Origin of the sequence: Cytobacillus sp. FSL K6-0265 (assembly GCF_038003465.1) — a bacterium.
Lineage (GTDB): Bacteria > Bacillota > Bacilli > Bacillales > Cytobacillaceae > Cytobacillus > Cytobacillus stercorigallinarum.
In genome coordinates, this window is record NZ_JBBOPE010000001.1 from 686,239 (window position 1) to 703,036 (window position 16,798).

A 16,798-nucleotide genomic window follows, 5' to 3' on the forward strand; every position below is an offset into this window, starting at 1 on the left:
CAAAACAATGACGATTGTCTTTGAACTTGTAAGAATTATCGCTATCTTTTTAGTGTTAGGCTGGCTAGGTAGTGCGGCGTTAACAGCTGTCTATACAATAGGAGGAGAAACGGTTACGCAACCTTGGATGGGCTTTCTTGGTATATTACTTCTATTATTTGTGCTCTACCGGAATAAATGGCAATTTTCTGGTTGGTATAAGGGGGAAGGAAGAGAGAAGCTATCAAAGCCTTTGACAAAAACAATGACGATGATAGCCCTCTTGCTTATCATTGTGCCATTTATTTATCACCCGTGAGGCGTAAGTAGATGACGGGCAAACGACAATAGGTAATGAAATGAGTGACCAGCCGATGAGGTATGTCATACTTATAAATTTAATATATTTTTCGTAGGTCAATGAGTATTCAGGATCCTCGAATAAATACGGCGCTGCCTACCATATCGAATCTTTCGATGTTAAAAACGTTCAGATATATAGTAAAGAAAGGGACAATAAAAAAAGTAAAAAATATTTGTGCAACATTTTTATTCTCCTAGTTTAAAAACACATCAACCAAGTAAATAGTGATGTGTTTTTTCGCAGTAGTTGGTTATTCTTTTTTAAAGCGGCTGCCTCTATTTAATAACTTTGCTTGTTTTTGCTTGATTCTTTCTTTGGCGGCTTTTGTTGTTTCGTGATCGATGATGATTTCAGTTATTTCGTCTTCCTTCATTGTAATAAGGAGCCATGTACCTTCGGCTGCGTCAGGAGGTAGGAGATGAGTTTCAATTATTTTTTCTACCTGCTCATAACCGACTAGGAGCGCAGCTTTACCTTCTTCTATCCTATCTAAAACAGCTTTCATCACTCGACACCACTCCTTTTAAAAACAAATCATAGATTGGGCTTCAATTTCTTTCGCTTTGGCTGGACCAATACCATCAATGCGTTGCAGGTCATCATAGGAAGTGAAAGGTCTTTTCTCGATGATTTCCTCGGCACGATCTGGACCTATTTCGTGGATTTGTTGCAGTGTTTCGCTATTCGCTTCATTAATTTTCACATGATTTGCGGGACAACTTTCACTTGCAACTCCCTCGTTAGCTTTGGTATCTTTCTGTTTTTTTACCCCTTTTTCAACGAGATAATCGCTACCATCTGATTGAATGATCACCGTCCCATTTTCTATCGTTCCGTACACGTTTATATTCATTTGCTGAAGGCGGTTCAATACTTCTTGATGCGGATGACCGTAAGAGTTGTCGGCACCAGCAGAGTAAATAGCGATTTCAGGATCGATTGCTTCTATAAATGCCTCGCTATTAGATGTATCTGAACCATGATGAGCGATTTTGAAAATATCTGATTCTAAGTTACCTGAAGCAAGCATCTCATTTTCGGCTGAAGTTTCAGCATCGCCTGTGAAGAGAAACGATTGTTCTTTATACGTGACCTTCATCCCAATCGAGCTATTATTCAAATCTTCATCAACAGATGATGGATGAAGAATATCAATCTGAGCTGAACCAATAGTAAATGATTCGCCCGCTCTTGGTATATGGAAAGCTGCTTCACTTTCAATAATGGCATCTAATGCGTCTTCATATACTTTCGACGTTGTTTCTGCTCCGCTCATCCACACTTCTTTGACAGGAAAAGAGTCAAGGACTTCAGGCATTTGCCCAATATGATCAGCATGGGGATGAGAGCCAACGAGTAAGTCAATTTCTTTTACCCCAACTGATTGTAAATAGGGTACGACTTCATCGCCATCATGTCTCCCGCTATCTATTAAAATCGTAAAATCTTCACCTTGTAATAGTGTCGCATCTCCTTGATCTACATCAATATAGTGGGCTGTTAACGTTGGTGAAAATGTTGTTTGTTCTTCGGTTATTGTTTCAGTGGCACATGCCGTTAATGTAACGGTTAATAGTATAAAAATAAATAATAATGGTTTACGCCAATTATGTATTGTCACGATGGTGTCACTCCTCTTTCGCACATTCGCTTCTTTGTTGATTATAATATAAAAGAAAAGGGAAATGTGGGAATCTGAATATTCCTTAAATAATGATAGAGATAGGTATGAAACTTGTCTAAACGGTCGAGATTAATTAGAATAGGATAGGGCAAGGGGAAATGGTTAAATATTGCTATCTGATTATGGACAATGTATGATGTAAAATGATGGAACGAATGGCTCATTACAGTATAAAGAACAGTAAAAACAGATATAAGCACTTATTTTATTTTATAGGATGATGGGTAATGAAAAGAGCGAGAATTATATATAATCCAACTTCTGGTCGTGAAATTTTTAAAAGACATCTTGCAGAAGTATTAGAGAAATTCGAACGCGCAGGATATGAAACTTCTTGTCACGCGACAACAGGCGAAGGTGATGCGACAAAGGCTGCAAGGCTTGCAGTAGAGAGAAAATATGACCTTGTCGTAGCTGCTGGTGGAGATGGTACGATTAATGAAGTCGTCAATGGACTTGCAGAGCAGGAATTCCGCCCGCAACTCGGTATTATTCCGACAGGGACAACGAATGATTTTGCTCGTGCATTGCACATCCCGCGTGATGTAGAAGCGGCAGCGGATATTATTGTCAAAGGTGAGAAGATTCCTGTTGATATTGGCCGTATGAATGAAAAGTATTTTATTAATATCGCTGGTGGCGGTCGTATTACAGAGCTCACATATGAAGTCCCAAGTAAGCTAAAAACGATGATTGGTCAACTTGCCTACTATTTAAAAGGAATAGAAATGCTACCAAGTATTAAACCGGCTGATGTCACAATTGAATTCGATGGCAAAGTTTTTGAAGGAGAAGCGATGTTATTCCTTGTCGCTTTAACAAACTCTGTCGGCGGTTTTGAAAAATTAGCTCCAGATGCATCCATTAATGATGGCATGTTCACCTTATTGATTTTGAAGAAAACCAATCTAGCAGAATTTATTCGCATTGCCACACTTGCCCTGCGTGGTGAGCATGTCAATGATCCACATGTTATTTATGCAAAAGCGAATAGAATAAAAGTGTATTCAAAAGATCCGGTCATGCTGAACCTTGATGGCGAGTATGGTGGGGACACCCCAGCTGAATTTGTGAATTTGTATCGTCATTTAGATGTATTTGTACCACTCAATCAAATACGTAAACAAGATCGCCCTGATTATCAAGGTTAAGAATGAATAAAAGCTACTGTCGTGATTGCTGCCTCAGTAGCTTTTTTTGAAAAAAGGGAAGAGGGGAAACCATGAAAAAATGGCAATGGAAAGAATATAACCTGTCGATTCTTTTACCAGAAAATGAAACACCGCAACTGACGATTATTGTTCAAGATGGCTCTTATTTATTTGCGCACTTCGAACACCACCCACTAAAGCATATCGCCTTTGTAGGTGTGGACCCGATCGATCGTAATAGAGAATACACTCCTTGGTATGCAAAAGTAGATGACTATGCCTATGAGGGTGAGGCAGATACATATTTATCGATGGTGAAAGAGGAGCTATTACCTTTTTTACATAAAGAATTTCACCTATCAATTGAACCGAAGCATGTAGGCATCGCAGGCGCATCGTTCGGAGCGCTCGTCTCCCTTTATTCTTTATTAACAAGGCGAAATGATTTCGACTATTATTTCTTACTATCAGCTTCTCTTTGGTACCCTGACTTTCTATCATTCTTGCAAAAACAACCAGCCATCTCGGATGAGAAACATATTTTCTGGTACGTGGGTGAAAAAGAAGGGGACGAGTATCCAAATATTCTTAGAGATATGGTACCTAATACAATAGAAGCTACAAAAGCACTTGATGAGAAGCTCGTACATCCGCATGCAAGCTTCCAGTTCATTACTGATGCGGAAGGGATTCATCGTCATCCTTATTTTGAGAAGTATTTTCGTGGGTTTATTCTTGAGGTGGAGGATCGGTTTGAAGCAAACATCACTAGTCATGCGTAATGCATGGCTTTTTTATTTTAAATTGAGGAAGAAACCTCCTTTCGTATTGCGCTTGTTTTTATGTTACAATCTGACTAGCGATTTGCACGGATTTTAAGAGAAGAGGAAGAATGAAATGAAGCAAACATTACCTGTTAAGAAAAACGATTATATAGATGTTACTTTTGAAGATTTAACCCATGAAGGAGCGGGCGTGGCAAAGGTCGACGGTTATCCACTATTTGTCCCCAACGCCCTTCCAGGTGAAAAAGCGCAAATTAAAGTGCTTAAAACAAGCAAAGGCTACGGCTTCGGCAAACTGATCGAAACATACGAAGAAAGCCCATATCGCGTCACTGCCCCATGCCCAATTTATAAGGAATGTGGCGGCTGCCAGCTCCAGCATTTAAGCTACGAGGGCCAGCTACTAGCCAAGCAAAAGCAAGTCCGTGACGTGCTAACAAGAATAGGCAAGCTTGAAAACGTCACTGTTCACCCAACCCTTGGCATGAGCGATCCATGGCGTTACCGCAATAAATCGCAAGTACCGATCGGCGAACATGAAGGCGGATTAATAGGTGGATTCTATCAACAACGTTCCCACCAAATCATAGATATGAAATCTTGCCTCATTCAGCAAGAAAAAAATGATGAGGTTATTCAAAAAGTCAAAGACATCTGCAATAAAAACGGTGTGCGTGCATACGATGAGCAGCGTCATAAAGGCGACCTTCGTCATATTATGGCTCGCTACGGTTTAGTTACGGGGGATGTCATGATTGTCCTTGTCACAAAATCGAAGGATCTTCCCAATAGAAAGAAAATCATCGCAGATATCACAGAGAATATTAAAGGTGTCAAATCCATCGTTCAAAACGTAAACAACAAGAAAACAAATGTCATCATGGGCGACGAAACTCGTGTGCTCTGGGGACAAGAAGTGATCTATGACTATATTGGTGATGTCCGCTTCGCTATCTCAGCAAGATCCTTCTATCAAGTCAACCCAGAACAAACAAAAGTCCTTTACGACAAAGCTCTAGAATACGCAGCACTCACTGGCAAAGAAGAAGTCATCGACGCCTACTGCGGCATCGGCACCATCTCACTCTTCCTTGCCCAAAAAGCAAAATCCGTCTTCGGCGTCGAAATCGTCCCTGAAGCCATCGAAGACGCCAAACGCAACGCCGAACTCAACAACATCACCAACGCCAACTTCGCCGTCGGTAAAGCAGAAGAAATCATCCCAGCCTGGTACGAAAAAGGCCACAAAGCAGACGTCCTCGTCGTCGACCCACCAAGAAAAGGCTGCGACGAAGCACTCTTGCAAACCATTATTGACATGAAACCGAAGAAGGTTGTTTATGTGTCGTGTAATCCTGGAACATTAGCACGGGATTTAAGGGTGCTTGAGGATGGGGGGTATCGGACTGTAGAGGTGCAGCCGGTGGATATGTTTCCGCAGACTACACATGTGGAGTGTGTATCGCAGTTAGTTTTGAAATAAGTCTGCCATCACCAATCAAGCCACGTGAAGTGTGTGGCACAGCTTGTTTTGAAAGAAGGCAACTAACCCCTTTTAGATATTTAGGTTTTTATTAATTAGACTTATAGCTTATAGTGAAAATTTGATAACCTCATTGATATGGAATATTTATTATTTTCTTCTTTGAAAGTTATAATTACTCCATATCAATAATCTTGCCATTATCTCTTAACCATCGCTCTTGGAATGCCCTTCTTGCTGCCCAACTTACATCTTTAATGTACCAACCGTTTGTTGACCCACCTACGACTGCTCCGATTACTGGAATTGCTTGTAAGGCTTTCCTTTTCGTAAGGTTAATTCCTAACTGTTTAGAGAGATTACGAAGTGCTATGACAGCCGCTTCTTGACTAAGTGGATGAGTTACAGCTTTTTCAGACATAATTTTCCAAGTTTGTTTTGCCACAGTGGTTTCTAACGATTTTAGCATTGTAATAGCAATATTCTTTTCTTCCATTGAATTAGCTCCAGAAGCAGATAGAATTCCTAGTACAAATTTTTTATCTACTTCTGAATTACACTCATAACCATAGCAAATACCTATCTTATGGATAGTCCTTAACGCTAGTGTAATGATAGTGGGAATGTCAATAGCAGCACCAGCGAGTCCAAATGCACCTGTAGTGCCCCCCTCGGCAATTGCAACGCCTATGGCCCATTTATGAACGCTTTCAGCTAGTGGATCTGATATTCTTAAGTCTAGATATTGAAGGTCTTCTATTTCCACTATTTGGGCTTTTTGTATAATATCCTTTTTGTCTGTTAGTAATCGTCCAACTTCATTTGCTCCATCTAGTAGACCTTGTACAGCTTTATCTGGAACAACCTTTTTAATTGTCCAAGCTAGAGGTGCTAATGCTTTTCCAAAAGCTTGTGAAACTACACTGGGTTCTGCACTTTTCCAATTAATAATTTCAGAAATCTGCGCTAATTCATAATCTGAGGGCTTTTCTTCTTCTTCAAAGTTATTGGGCACTATCATTACACTCCTATTATTTAGTATATTATATATTATGTTCCAAAATACCTATAAAGAGTAGTGATAATTTACCTATTGTTTTAAAAATACAGTTAAATATCACCATGATTAATGATAGAATTCTTTTTAGTGGTATTTAATTCAAATTTGTGCGTCTCGATATATCAAAAAAAATATTAAGATTGCAAGGCATATAAAGATTATTTCAACCACTTTTTCTCAGACTCAATTTTATTGCAGAGTTTCTTCATCCCCAATTCGGATTGAAATGATCATTTTCATGTGTGTATTTCCTATAAAAATATAAGCGATGAGGGGAATTTTAATGACTTAAATTATTGTATATTTATACTAACGAGTAATTTTAAGGATGAGGCTGAAACTATAAAGAAGTAGGGATAGGGAATGCTAATTTATTCCCAAATTAGTTCGAACATTGGTTTTGATGAATTAAATGATAGTGAAAAGGTTGAAGTTATAACCAGGACTTATGAAAACGTTACCTCAAATCTGGATTCGGAAGGAGTTAAAATTGTTGAGGAATTAAAAGTGAAAGACTGGTTCATTGACCATGCTTCAAATTAGAACAATATTCGTTTGCTAAATTCAAGGATACAAGAAGCAACACTACCGCCGCTTAAATAACGATTGAATTTTCTGTTTTCTTAAACTTGTTCCATTTGGAGTAAAAAGAAAGACGCTTAACTAGAGGTAGTAAACATTCATTTTTTTACTATAACCTTTGGCGACTGCAATGGGCGACGTTGAAAGCATTACGGGACGGTATTGCCTTCAATTTTACGCAACAATGTATGTGCGGACTTCCATAAAGCTGCTTTTAAATAACGACTAATTTGTAGATATGGTCGCTTACTTTTTGTATTCAACTGTGCCAGTACATTTTAACAGTAAGCAATCATCGCAATATAAACTTGATTATGCACAGCTTGCTCACTCTGGCCAGAGAATTTCTTGATATTCAAATGTTCTCTTTCCCAGCTTTTAAAGTACTGATGTCTGTTCTTCTAACCTTTCAGATAAAAGCGTGTGACCAAAACTCCGTTCTTCGCATAAAAATATTGACCAATTCTCTGTTCCTTTATTAGTTTGTAACCAATTCCCCAGTACTTTCTTAATTTTTTTTTTCGTCTCTCCGTACTCGACTAAAGAAGTGTTCAGTAAATTTGTCCTTTAAACTTCCATTATTTTTTTCTCGAATTTTTTTATTTGCACTACTTTTATAATAATAAACAATACCATAGAATTACTATGAGAAGTAAAGGAATGCTCAAATCTGAATAGGATAGAAGGTGTCATAGAGTGTCAATTTATAAAAATATTTTTCATTATTATCGGGGACAAACAAGAAAAGGATCTGAAGAAACAAAACAATTACAAATTGAAAATAACGCAACAAAAGCATTTATAAATGTTTTACAGCACTCTTCATCGATTCTAACAAGGAATTTTATCCATTGGTTAGGATTAAAGGAAAGTAGCAAATCCACTTTTGAATACATGTATCAAGTCTCAAATGAACTTCACTGCAAGACTCCTCAAGCAGTTGTAATAGGAATTGCTGAGACTGAAAAAGTAATTAATAATTTTCGAAATAAAAAGTATTACATTCCCGATGGAGCAATTCTCTCAAATTCGGTTTCAATTTTAATAGAAACAAAGATTGGCTTAAATTCTTACTTAGAAATTAACCAGCTTGAGGGGCATAAGAACAGATTTGCTGTAAATCAGAAAGTTGAAGAAAATATCATTTTAAAATGGGATGAGATTAGAAAGTTTTTTCTGGAACAGCATCAATATTTTAAAAATACTAATGAAGTTTTGACATGCTTTTTATTAGACCAGTTTGAAGAGTTCTGCGTTATTAACTGTATAGGTAGCCCAAAAAACAATGAATATTTCTTTTTGCAATTTGAAAAAGTAAAGGCACAAGAATTAGCAAGAAAAATTCATGATTATATATGGTATGAGGCTGGTTTCACAGATATAAAGGATGCAGAAACGAGAGATGGTATAGGATATAAACGTGTTGGTAAGCCGAAATTTGCCACATTATCTATTCAAAGACAGCGTCACTTTATTCTTCATATCGGAAAAAAGGTACAAAAATTAGGCCTTAGTATTCAAGGTGAAATAGATAATGTACTTGGAAGAGAGTTTGATAGGCAAGGACATGATGATGAAAGATATCCACATGAGGCGTATATTCGATTAGAATGGGTAGATAATTTTGAACAAATTCAACCATACATAGATTTAGCATATAAATTACGGTAAAAAGGGATGGAATAGTATGAGGAGGGTTGATTCTCTCTTAACCTTATAATTAAACTTCTATGGTACCCGTAGATTCAACTGTGCCGAGTAAAATAAGTTGTTTAAAACAAGCGAAATCGGAAAGTTATTCTGAGTTCACTCTTTTTTTGTCCAAAATAGGAGTAAAACCAGAAAAGTAACTGAGCAATAAAAATTTCAGAAGAAAAGTAACGAACGAGAAAACAATTATAGTTAAATCTTGTATAAGCGCGTATTCGCCAGGTTTACTGTTTAGGGTGAGTTTCATAATACCTCTTAAAACAGTAAGATGCCCTGTAATTTCGTTGTATGTGTTTACTGGATACATCTTATTTTCTATAGCATAAGTTATATTCTTTCAGGAAGAATAAAGCCAATCGACTCGACCCATACGTCAAGGAGATAGGAGAACGCCTTCTATTCCTATCTTATATAAAATCGCTGATGGATTGGAATTCCACTTTCGATTTTAAACATAGTATTACTAACTTCTTCACTTACTAGGACAACCTCTTTAACCTCGCTATTTTGCAATGCTTGTTGAATTCTATCTGCAATTTTCTCTTCAGCTATGACTAAAAATGAACTACAACAAACTACCCGTTTTGTGACCTTTTACAGCATCAAATCGTTAGTGATTCAGTTGATATTTTCTCGTGAAACTTGTATATAATATGATTACACACGATTCAGATTTGAGGGAGAAGATGAAAGAATATGAATCATTAAAAAGAGAAAATGATTATCTGAAAAAATTATTGATGAAGTTGATGCATAATCAAAATACAACTGACATTAATAAAATAGTAACGAAAAGGTCTCGATTAACAGAGAAAATAGGACTTTTGAAAAGCTTATTTAAAGGGCGGACAGATGTTTATGCGTTGCGTTGGGAATCCAAAAGTGGAAGTAATGGATACACACCTGCATGTGCATTAGAATGGCAAAAAACGATTTGTCCTAAGCCACAAATTAAATGCAATCAGTGCCAGCATCGTGAACTGCTTCCACTCACAGACCAGGTGTTTAATGAACATTTAAAGGGTAAGAAAACAATTGGAATCTACCCATTATTACAAAATGGAACGTGCTCATTTTTGGCTGTGGATTTTGATAAAAAGCAATGGCAGCAAGATGTTTTAGCTTTTTCTGAAACTTGTAAGCGGCTTAATATTCCCTATCATATAGAAAGATCAAGATCGGGTACTGGCGCGCATGTTTGGATTTTCTTTATTTCAGAGGTTTTAGCAGCGCTGGCACGGAAATTAGGAATGATTCTATTAAGGAGAACGAAAGAGGAGAATAATGGCTTTAACTTGGAATCATATGATCGAATGTTCCCAAGTCAAGACACTTTGTCAAAAGGCGGTTTCGGAAATCTTATTGCACTTCCGCTTCAAAAGGAACCGGGACAAAAAGGCAATAGTTTATTTGTAAATGAAAATTTAATTCCCTATCCAGATCAATGGATGTACCTGTCTACTGTTAGAAAAATGGTAGAAAAGGATATTCAAGCAATCACTCAAACTAATGTAGATGACAGTGGGTTACCGCCAGAGGAAATACAACTAGAGCTGAAAAATGGAATTTATATTAAAAAAACTGGAATCCCATTACCCTTATTGGATCAAATTGTGGACATCGCGTCATTTAACAACCCTAAGTTTTATAAGGCTCAAGCAAGACGATTATCTACACATGGAATACCAAGATTGATTCAATCAGCAAGTGATAAACAAGATGTGATCATTCTCCCACGTGGATGTTTGGAAGCATTACTAGCGTTTCTAAAGGAGCAATCGATCAAAGTGGATGTAATCGATGCTCAGTATCCTGGTGAAAATATTAATCTGAATTTTCACGGGACATTATCTTCCCAGCAAGTAGATGTTTTAAATTCGTTATTAGTATTCAATCAAGGTACACTCGCTGCAACGACAGGGTTCGGTAAAACAGTTGTTGCCATCGCAATGATTGCAGAAAGGAAGATCAATACATTGGTCATTGTGCATCGTACTCAATTAATGAAACAATGGGTAGAGAAGCTTTCTGTATTTTTGAATATTTCACCTGATGAAATAGGACAAGTGGGTGGAGGGAAAAATAAGATTACAGGTAAGGTCGATGTTGCAACGATACAATCCTTGAATTATGGAGGTAACTTAAAATCCTTTATCACTCAATATGGACAAATCATTGTAGATGAATGCCATATTATTTCAGCGATAACTTTTGAAAATGTATTAAAAAAGGTGAGACCAAAATATGTGTATGGATTGACAGCTACACCAAAACGCAAAGATGGAATGCATCCAATCATTCATATGCAGTGTGGGCCCATTCGTCATACGATCGATGCGAAATTGCAAGCGAAAGTTCGTCCATTTGGGCATCTATTAATTTCAAAAGAAACGAACTTTAGTACAACTAAGACTGAGTTTCATGAAATCTATAAGGAACTAATGTTAGATTCTAGGCGTAACCTTCAAATTTTTGATGATGTATTACATGCACTTGAAAAGGGACGCTCCCCAATTATTTTAACCGAGCGGCTTGAACATCTGGAAATATTGAAAAATCAATTCAGTGGATTTGCTAAGAATGTCATTGTATTATCTGGAAATATGAATAAAAAGGACCAGAAAAAAGAACTTAAACGATTAGCTTCGCTTCCATTGGAAGAGGAACGGTTAGTGCTTGCTACAGGAAAATACATTGGGGAAGGCTTTGATGATGCAAGGTTAGATACTTTATTTTTAACGATGCCTATCTCATGGAAAGGCACCCTACAACAATATGTTGGTCGCATTCATCGTCAGTTTCACAACAAGCAAGAAGTCCAAGTCTTTGATTATGTAGATGGAAAAGTCCCTGTTTTAAAGGAAATGTATGAGAAACGACTAGCTGGATATAAATCAATGGGGTATATAGTGGGCAATGGAGAAAAAGTGTCAGAGCAGATGAGACTGTTTTAGTCAATTAGTATGAAAGAAGCGGCCCTAATGGAATACGATTGGCACCTATTTATGACAACGGTTCTTCCCTCGGTTTTAACGAAGTTGCTGAAAAAAGCAAAAAATGTTAACAGATAATGAAATGCTGGAAGGCTTCTGCAACCGCGATAGACCAAGTATTGGATTACCTAATCGAAAAAGACCGAAGCATTTAGAGTTGTTATCTTTCCTTCACCGTCAATTCCCTAGGGAACTGGAATTGGCTGTTACAAGGTTAAAAAAAGGTTGGATATTTTCTTATTTTGATAGCTAGATATAATAGAATAAATTCGGGAGTTTATAAATAAAAGGTGATGTAATTTACTTACACGAGCTTATTTAAGGAAGAAAGGAGAAAGTCTAATTGGAAAATCGTTTGTTGGATTTAGGTGCAATCATTGAAAAGGTGAGACATGATGATCTTGTTAAGTTGGTTTCTAAAATGTTATCAACTAGTAAGGAAGCAAGGGAAGAAGTGACTCGTTTTTTGGATCAGAAAGGTTACTTGCAGGACAATCAACGTCAGCAAGTCTATATAGAAAAATTTTCAGATAAGCTATATGAAGCGGTTGGTATTATTGAATCTTTTAATGAATATGGAGGAGGACCTGAATATGAGGAGGGCAATGCCTATTCTAATATGAATTTTGTCATCTCTCTTTTTGAGGAAAATAAATTGCCTAACTCATGCAGGGAAGAGTGCATTGATATATTAATGCAACAGTATGTGATAGGAAACTCGGGGTTTGAAGATGCCATTCAAGATTGGGTAGGGGAGATTGCTAATCAAAATGAACATTGGGAATTGATCATTAGCTATTTGCAAAAGTCCGGTTCCAGTTATGATCAGTCTATCATTATGAGAATTTATCGTGATATTCTTAATGACCAACAGACGTATGAACAGATAAGGATCAACCATTTACATTATGGCAATGATTATTTTGATTATGTTCAATTTTTACATCGTAATGGAGACAGAGAAGAGGCGCTTAAGTTTGCAAAGAAAGGCTTGAAAGAAGGGAAAGGAAGATTAATGGATCTTTATGAGTATGTGATCAAAAGGTACCAAAAAGACGGAGAAAGACAACAAGCATTGGAGTTACTATGTCAATATTTCCGCCATCAACCAAGCCTTTCTCTTTACAAAAGTGTTTTAGAGTATGCAGGCAATGCTGATAGGGAACATATTAAAAAGCAATTGTATGAAAGTTTCTCGGATCATTTTTACTCACATATTAAAGTGGAAATTGATTTCGAAGAACGTAATTATGAAGCAGTTCTTGCATATGTTACCAAACAGCCTCGCTCTTATTTATCAGGACGCGACATGGAGAAGTATGAGAAAGTTTTAAGAACAAGTTTTCCAAATGAGATGATTCAACACTATCAAACGGTCGTACAATATTTTATTAATCAAAGAAAACGCAAATCTTACAAAGAGGCAGCTTACTGTGCGCTTCATATTAAGAATATATTTAGCAACGTTCTTGGAAAACCGGATGAATGGAATAAATATATTCATCATCTACTAACTACATATGCTAAGCTACGAGCTCTTCAGGATGAGTTTAAAAAGGTGAAGGAAAAGTAGAAACATGCAAACAGTGAGGTGCGATTGTTACCCACCCGATGTGGAATATGTCTCGCAAAATAAGGCAGTCAGCCCTCGAATATGAGGCGCTGCCTTTTTACGTTGTCATCTGGGATCTCACATTTCAGTACCTATGAAGGGTGTTTCTTAACATATCCCTCAGCCTTTTAAAGAGTCATTTGAGATGCTCCACGGTTGTATCGTGTTTGTCAGCTAATGATGGAAAAGGAATGTTAAATAGTGGAGATAGGCTGGTAGTGAAAGTTTGAAGGATATTTCTCTGTTGAGGGAATGAAGCCTTTCTTCAAATGGAGAGGGGGTTTGTAGTCTCGAACGTAGTAATGATGGTCATAATATGTTTATTGAACCTATGCGAAAATAACTAGTAAATAGTATAATGTAGTGTGTACTTATTTGAGGGATGATTTTTATGACTCATAGTCTAATTAATATGTAAAAAATAACATTATCCATCTTAAATAAGGTTCGAATGACCAACTATCGAAAATTTAGAATAGAAAATCGTATTTGTTTTCCGAGCATGTGAAGCGCTCTCAAATTAAGGAGAACGGAAAAAATAAGAAGATAAAAAAGCGAGGAACTAACATGGCAGTTTTACATCAAAAATTATTTAGTGCAGCAGATAATTTACGAAGCAAAATGGATGCTTCAGAGTATAAAAACTATTTATTAGGATTGATTTTCTATAAGTATCTATCCGATCGCCTATTAGAAAAAGTTGTCGAAGTCGCAGATGAATCTCTAGAGGCATTTGATACTCAAGAAAAGCAATCCGAATTATACAAAGGATTACTAGCCGATGAAGACATTAGAGCTGACTTAGTCGAAACATTAGTCGATACATTAGGGTATGACATTGAACCACAGTATTTGTTTAATGAATTAACGGCGCAAGCGAAACAGAATATTTTTCAATTAAATGATTTAAATAAAGCGTTTATTGACTTATCTACTAAATATGTTCAGTTCAACGGCTTGTTTGACGATGTTGATTTGAAATCGAAAAAACTTGGGTCAGATGATCAACAAAGGAATATCACTATTACGGAAGTGTTGAAAAAGCTCAATGATATTGATGTTGTCGGGCATAGTGGTGATGTCATTGGTGATGCGTATGAATATTTAATTAGTCAATTCGCTTCAGAAGCTGGAAAAAAAGCTGGCGAGTTCTACACGCCACATGAAGTATCGGTGATGATGGCACGGATTGCTGCCATTGGTCAAGAAGACAAGAAATTATTTAGTGTGTATGACCCTACAATGGGTTCAGGCTCGTTAATGTTGAATATCCGTAACTTTATTAACCATCCAGAAAGCATGAAATATCATGGACAAGAACTGAATACAACAACGTTCAACTTAGCAAAGATGAACTTAATTTTGCACGGTGTAAATGACGAAGATATGCGATTGCGTAATGGAGACACATTAAATAAAGACTGGCCAACGGATGAACCTTATACATTTGATTCTGTGACAATGAATCCACCATACTCAGCCAAATGGTCCGCAGACGATACGTTCTTAGATGATTCGCGTTTTAATCGTTACGGAAAATTAGCACCAAAATCAAAAGCAGACTTTGCTTTTCTTTTGCACGGCTTATATCATTTAAAAGATTCAGGAACGATGGCGATTGTCCTACCGCATGGTGTCCTGTTCCGCGGTGCAGCTGAAGGTGTTATACGTAAAAAGTTACTCGAAGACGGAAGTATCGATGCGATAATCGGCATGCCAGCGAACTTATTCTTCGGGACAAGCATCCCAACAACCGTCATTATTTTAAAGAAAAACCGGACTACTCGTGATGTATTGTTTATTGATGCAAGCAAAGAGTTTATTAAAGGAAAGAACCAAAATAAACTATCTCAAGAAAACATCGATAAAGTTGTTGAGACTTACAAAAAAAGAGAAAACGTTGAAAAATATGCGCATGTAGCAAGCTTTGACGAAATCAAAGAAAATGATTTTAACTTAAACATTCCAAGGTATGTTGACACATTTGAAGAAGAAGAACCTGTGGATATGGCTTCGGTTGGAGCATCCATTCAAGAGATTCGGAAAGAGAAAGAAGAACTTGAATCTAACCTGTATGAGATGATTTCTTCGATGAAATTTGAGGAGAAAGATGCAGAGTGGATAAAAGGTGCGTTAGAGGTGTTTAATCGTGGTAAATAAGAGAGTACCGGAAGTTCGTTTCTCTGGGTTTAGTGGGGAGTGGGAACAGCGTAAGTTAAGTGAGATTGCAGAATTTAATCCTAAATCAATTTTGCCAGACGAGTTTGAATATGTTGATTTAGAATCTGTTGTAGGTACTAATTTAATTGCTCATCGTACTGAATCTAAAGAATCTGCACCATCTAGAGCACAACGGTTAGCACAACATGGAGATGTCTTTTATCAAACAGTCCGCCCTTATCAAAAGAACAACTATTTATATGATTTGCCTTATAATAATTATGTTTTCTCAACTGGTTACGCTCAAATGAGACCAATTATTGACAGTTATTTCTTGCTTAGCCGTGTGCAAGAAGAGTTATTCGTTAAGACTGTTCTGGATAGAAGTACAGGTACAAGTTATCCAGCAATCAACTCAAATGACTTATCAGAAATTGAAATTAAAGTACCTACTGATAATGATGAACAAAACCAAATCGGCAACTTCTTCAAACAACTAGACGAAAGAATCGCTCTCGGGCAGCAAGAACTAGACACCTTAAAACAAACGAAACAAGGATTTTTGCAAAAGATGTTTCCAAAAGAAGGGGAGACTGTACCGGAAGTTCGTTTTCCTGGGTTTAGTGGGATGTGGGAAGAATCTATAGTTATAGATAGAGTTGAAAAAGTTCTAGATTATAGAGGGAAAAGTCCTTCTAAATTTGGCATGAAGTGGGGAGAATCAGGCTACTTGGTTTTATCTGCTTTGAATGTGAAAGATGGGTACATAGATAAGCAAGTAGAAGCTAAATATGGAGACCAGTTACTATTTGAACGATGGATGGGAAATGAAAAATTAGAAAAGGGTGATGTGGTATTTACTACAGAAGCACCTTTGGGTAATGTTGCTCAAATACCTGATAGTAATGGGTATATACTTAACCAACGTGCAGTTGGTTTTAAAGTTGAGTCTAATAAAACAAATAGTAATTTCTTAACACAATTATTAAGGAGCCCAGTATTTCAAACTAAATTAAAAGCAAATGCATCTGGAGGGACGGCTAAAGGAATTGGAATGAAGGAGTTTTCTAAAATGAGTGCTCTATTCCCAACTACTATTAATGAACAAAGTAAAATTGGTGAATTTTTTAATCAGTTGGATGAATTGATTACAATTAATGAGAATTTATTACTTGCCTTAAAAGAAATAAAAAAAGCATTCCTACAAAAGATGTTCATATAAGAAAGTGGTGAGA

General features: G+C 36.9%; 12 protein-coding genes and 1 pseudogene. 9 read left to right on the forward strand and 4 right to left on the reverse strand.

Annotated features, from left to right (window positions below):
• Positions 1 to 7 precede the first annotated feature (7 nt).
• On the forward strand, positions 8 to 298 hold the full coding sequence (locus MHH73_RS03595; RefSeq protein ID WP_341064736.1) for a hypothetical protein: 291 nt from the start codon (positions 8 to 10) through the stop codon (positions 296 to 298).
• Positions 299 to 593: 295 nt separating this feature from the next.
• Here the strand turns inward: MHH73_RS03595 and MHH73_RS03600 are convergent, their stop codons facing one another.
• On the reverse strand, positions 594 to 848 hold the full coding sequence (locus MHH73_RS03600; protein ID WP_341069649.1) for a DUF3006 domain-containing protein: 255 nt from the start codon (positions 846 to 848) through the stop codon (positions 594 to 596).
• A gap of 18 nt (positions 849 to 866) precedes the next feature.
• Entirely contained in the window at positions 867 to 1,964 is a 1,098-nt protein-coding gene (locus tag MHH73_RS03605) for an MBL fold metallo-hydrolase (RefSeq protein ID WP_341064739.1), read from the reverse strand.
• A gap of 290 nt (positions 1,965 to 2,254) precedes the next feature.
• Here MHH73_RS03605 and MHH73_RS03610 point away from each other — a divergent pair, with 290 nt between their 5' ends.
• The 3 genes from MHH73_RS03610 to rlmD all read left to right on the forward strand — a co-directional run bounded on the left by MHH73_RS03610 (position 2,255) and on the right by rlmD (position 5,446).
• Positions 2,255 to 3,178, forward strand: coding sequence for a diacylglycerol kinase (locus MHH73_RS03610; protein WP_191816646.1), 924 nt, complete (start codon positions 2,255 to 2,257; stop codon positions 3,176 to 3,178).
• 71 nt (positions 3,179 to 3,249) lie between these two features.
• Complete coding sequence (locus MHH73_RS03615) at positions 3,250 to 3,960, forward strand: alpha/beta hydrolase (RefSeq protein ID WP_341064743.1); 711 nt, start codon at positions 3,250 to 3,252, stop codon at positions 3,958 to 3,960.
• Between the two features lie 115 nt (positions 3,961 to 4,075).
• Positions 4,076 to 5,446: a 23S rRNA (uracil(1939)-C(5))-methyltransferase RlmD gene (rlmD, locus tag MHH73_RS03620; protein ID WP_341064746.1), complete on the forward strand. Its 1,371-nt coding sequence runs from the start codon at positions 4,076 to 4,078 to the stop codon at positions 5,444 to 5,446.
• Positions 5,447 to 5,621: 175 nt separating this feature from the next.
• Here the strand turns inward: rlmD and MHH73_RS03625 are convergent, their stop codons facing one another.
• A complete protein-coding gene (locus MHH73_RS03625; RefSeq protein ID WP_341064748.1) occupies positions 5,622 to 6,461 on the reverse strand; it encodes an EcsC family protein in 840 nt (279 codons plus the stop codon).
• Between the two features lie 776 nt (positions 6,462 to 7,237).
• Positions 7,238 to 7,456: pseudogene (locus MHH73_RS03630) on the reverse strand (IS4 family transposase); the annotation flags it as partial.
• 328 nt (positions 7,457 to 7,784) lie between these two features.
• Here MHH73_RS03630 and MHH73_RS03635 point away from each other — a divergent pair.
• The 5 genes from MHH73_RS03635 (at position 7,785) to MHH73_RS03655 (ending at position 16,785) form a co-directional block, all read left to right on the forward strand.
• Entirely contained in the window at positions 7,785 to 8,759 is a 975-nt protein-coding gene (locus MHH73_RS03635; RefSeq protein WP_341064752.1) for a hypothetical protein, read from the forward strand.
• A gap of 725 nt (positions 8,760 to 9,484) precedes the next feature.
• Positions 9,485 to 11,752: a TOTE conflict system archaeo-eukaryotic primase domain-containing protein gene (locus MHH73_RS03640; RefSeq protein ID WP_341064754.1), complete on the forward strand. Its 2,268-nt coding sequence runs from the start codon at positions 9,485 to 9,487 to the stop codon at positions 11,750 to 11,752.
• Positions 11,753 to 12,134: 382 nt separating this feature from the next.
• Entirely contained in the window at positions 12,135 to 13,364 is a 1,230-nt protein-coding gene (locus tag MHH73_RS03645) for a hypothetical protein (RefSeq protein ID WP_341064756.1), read from the forward strand.
• A gap of 606 nt (positions 13,365 to 13,970) precedes the next feature.
• Positions 13,971 to 15,563 (forward strand): type I restriction-modification system subunit M, encoded by a 1,593-nt coding sequence (locus MHH73_RS03650; protein WP_341064758.1) that lies wholly within the window; start codon positions 13,971 to 13,973, stop codon positions 15,561 to 15,563.
• Positions 15,553 to 16,785 carry a restriction endonuclease subunit S gene (locus MHH73_RS03655; RefSeq protein WP_341064762.1) on the forward strand — a complete coding sequence of 411 codons (1,233 nt, stop codon included), beginning with the start codon at positions 15,553 to 15,555 and terminating at the stop codon, positions 16,783 to 16,785. Before MHH73_RS03650 ends, MHH73_RS03655 begins: the two co-directional genes overlap by 11 nt.
• The last annotated feature ends 13 nt before the right edge of the window (positions 16,786 to 16,798 follow it).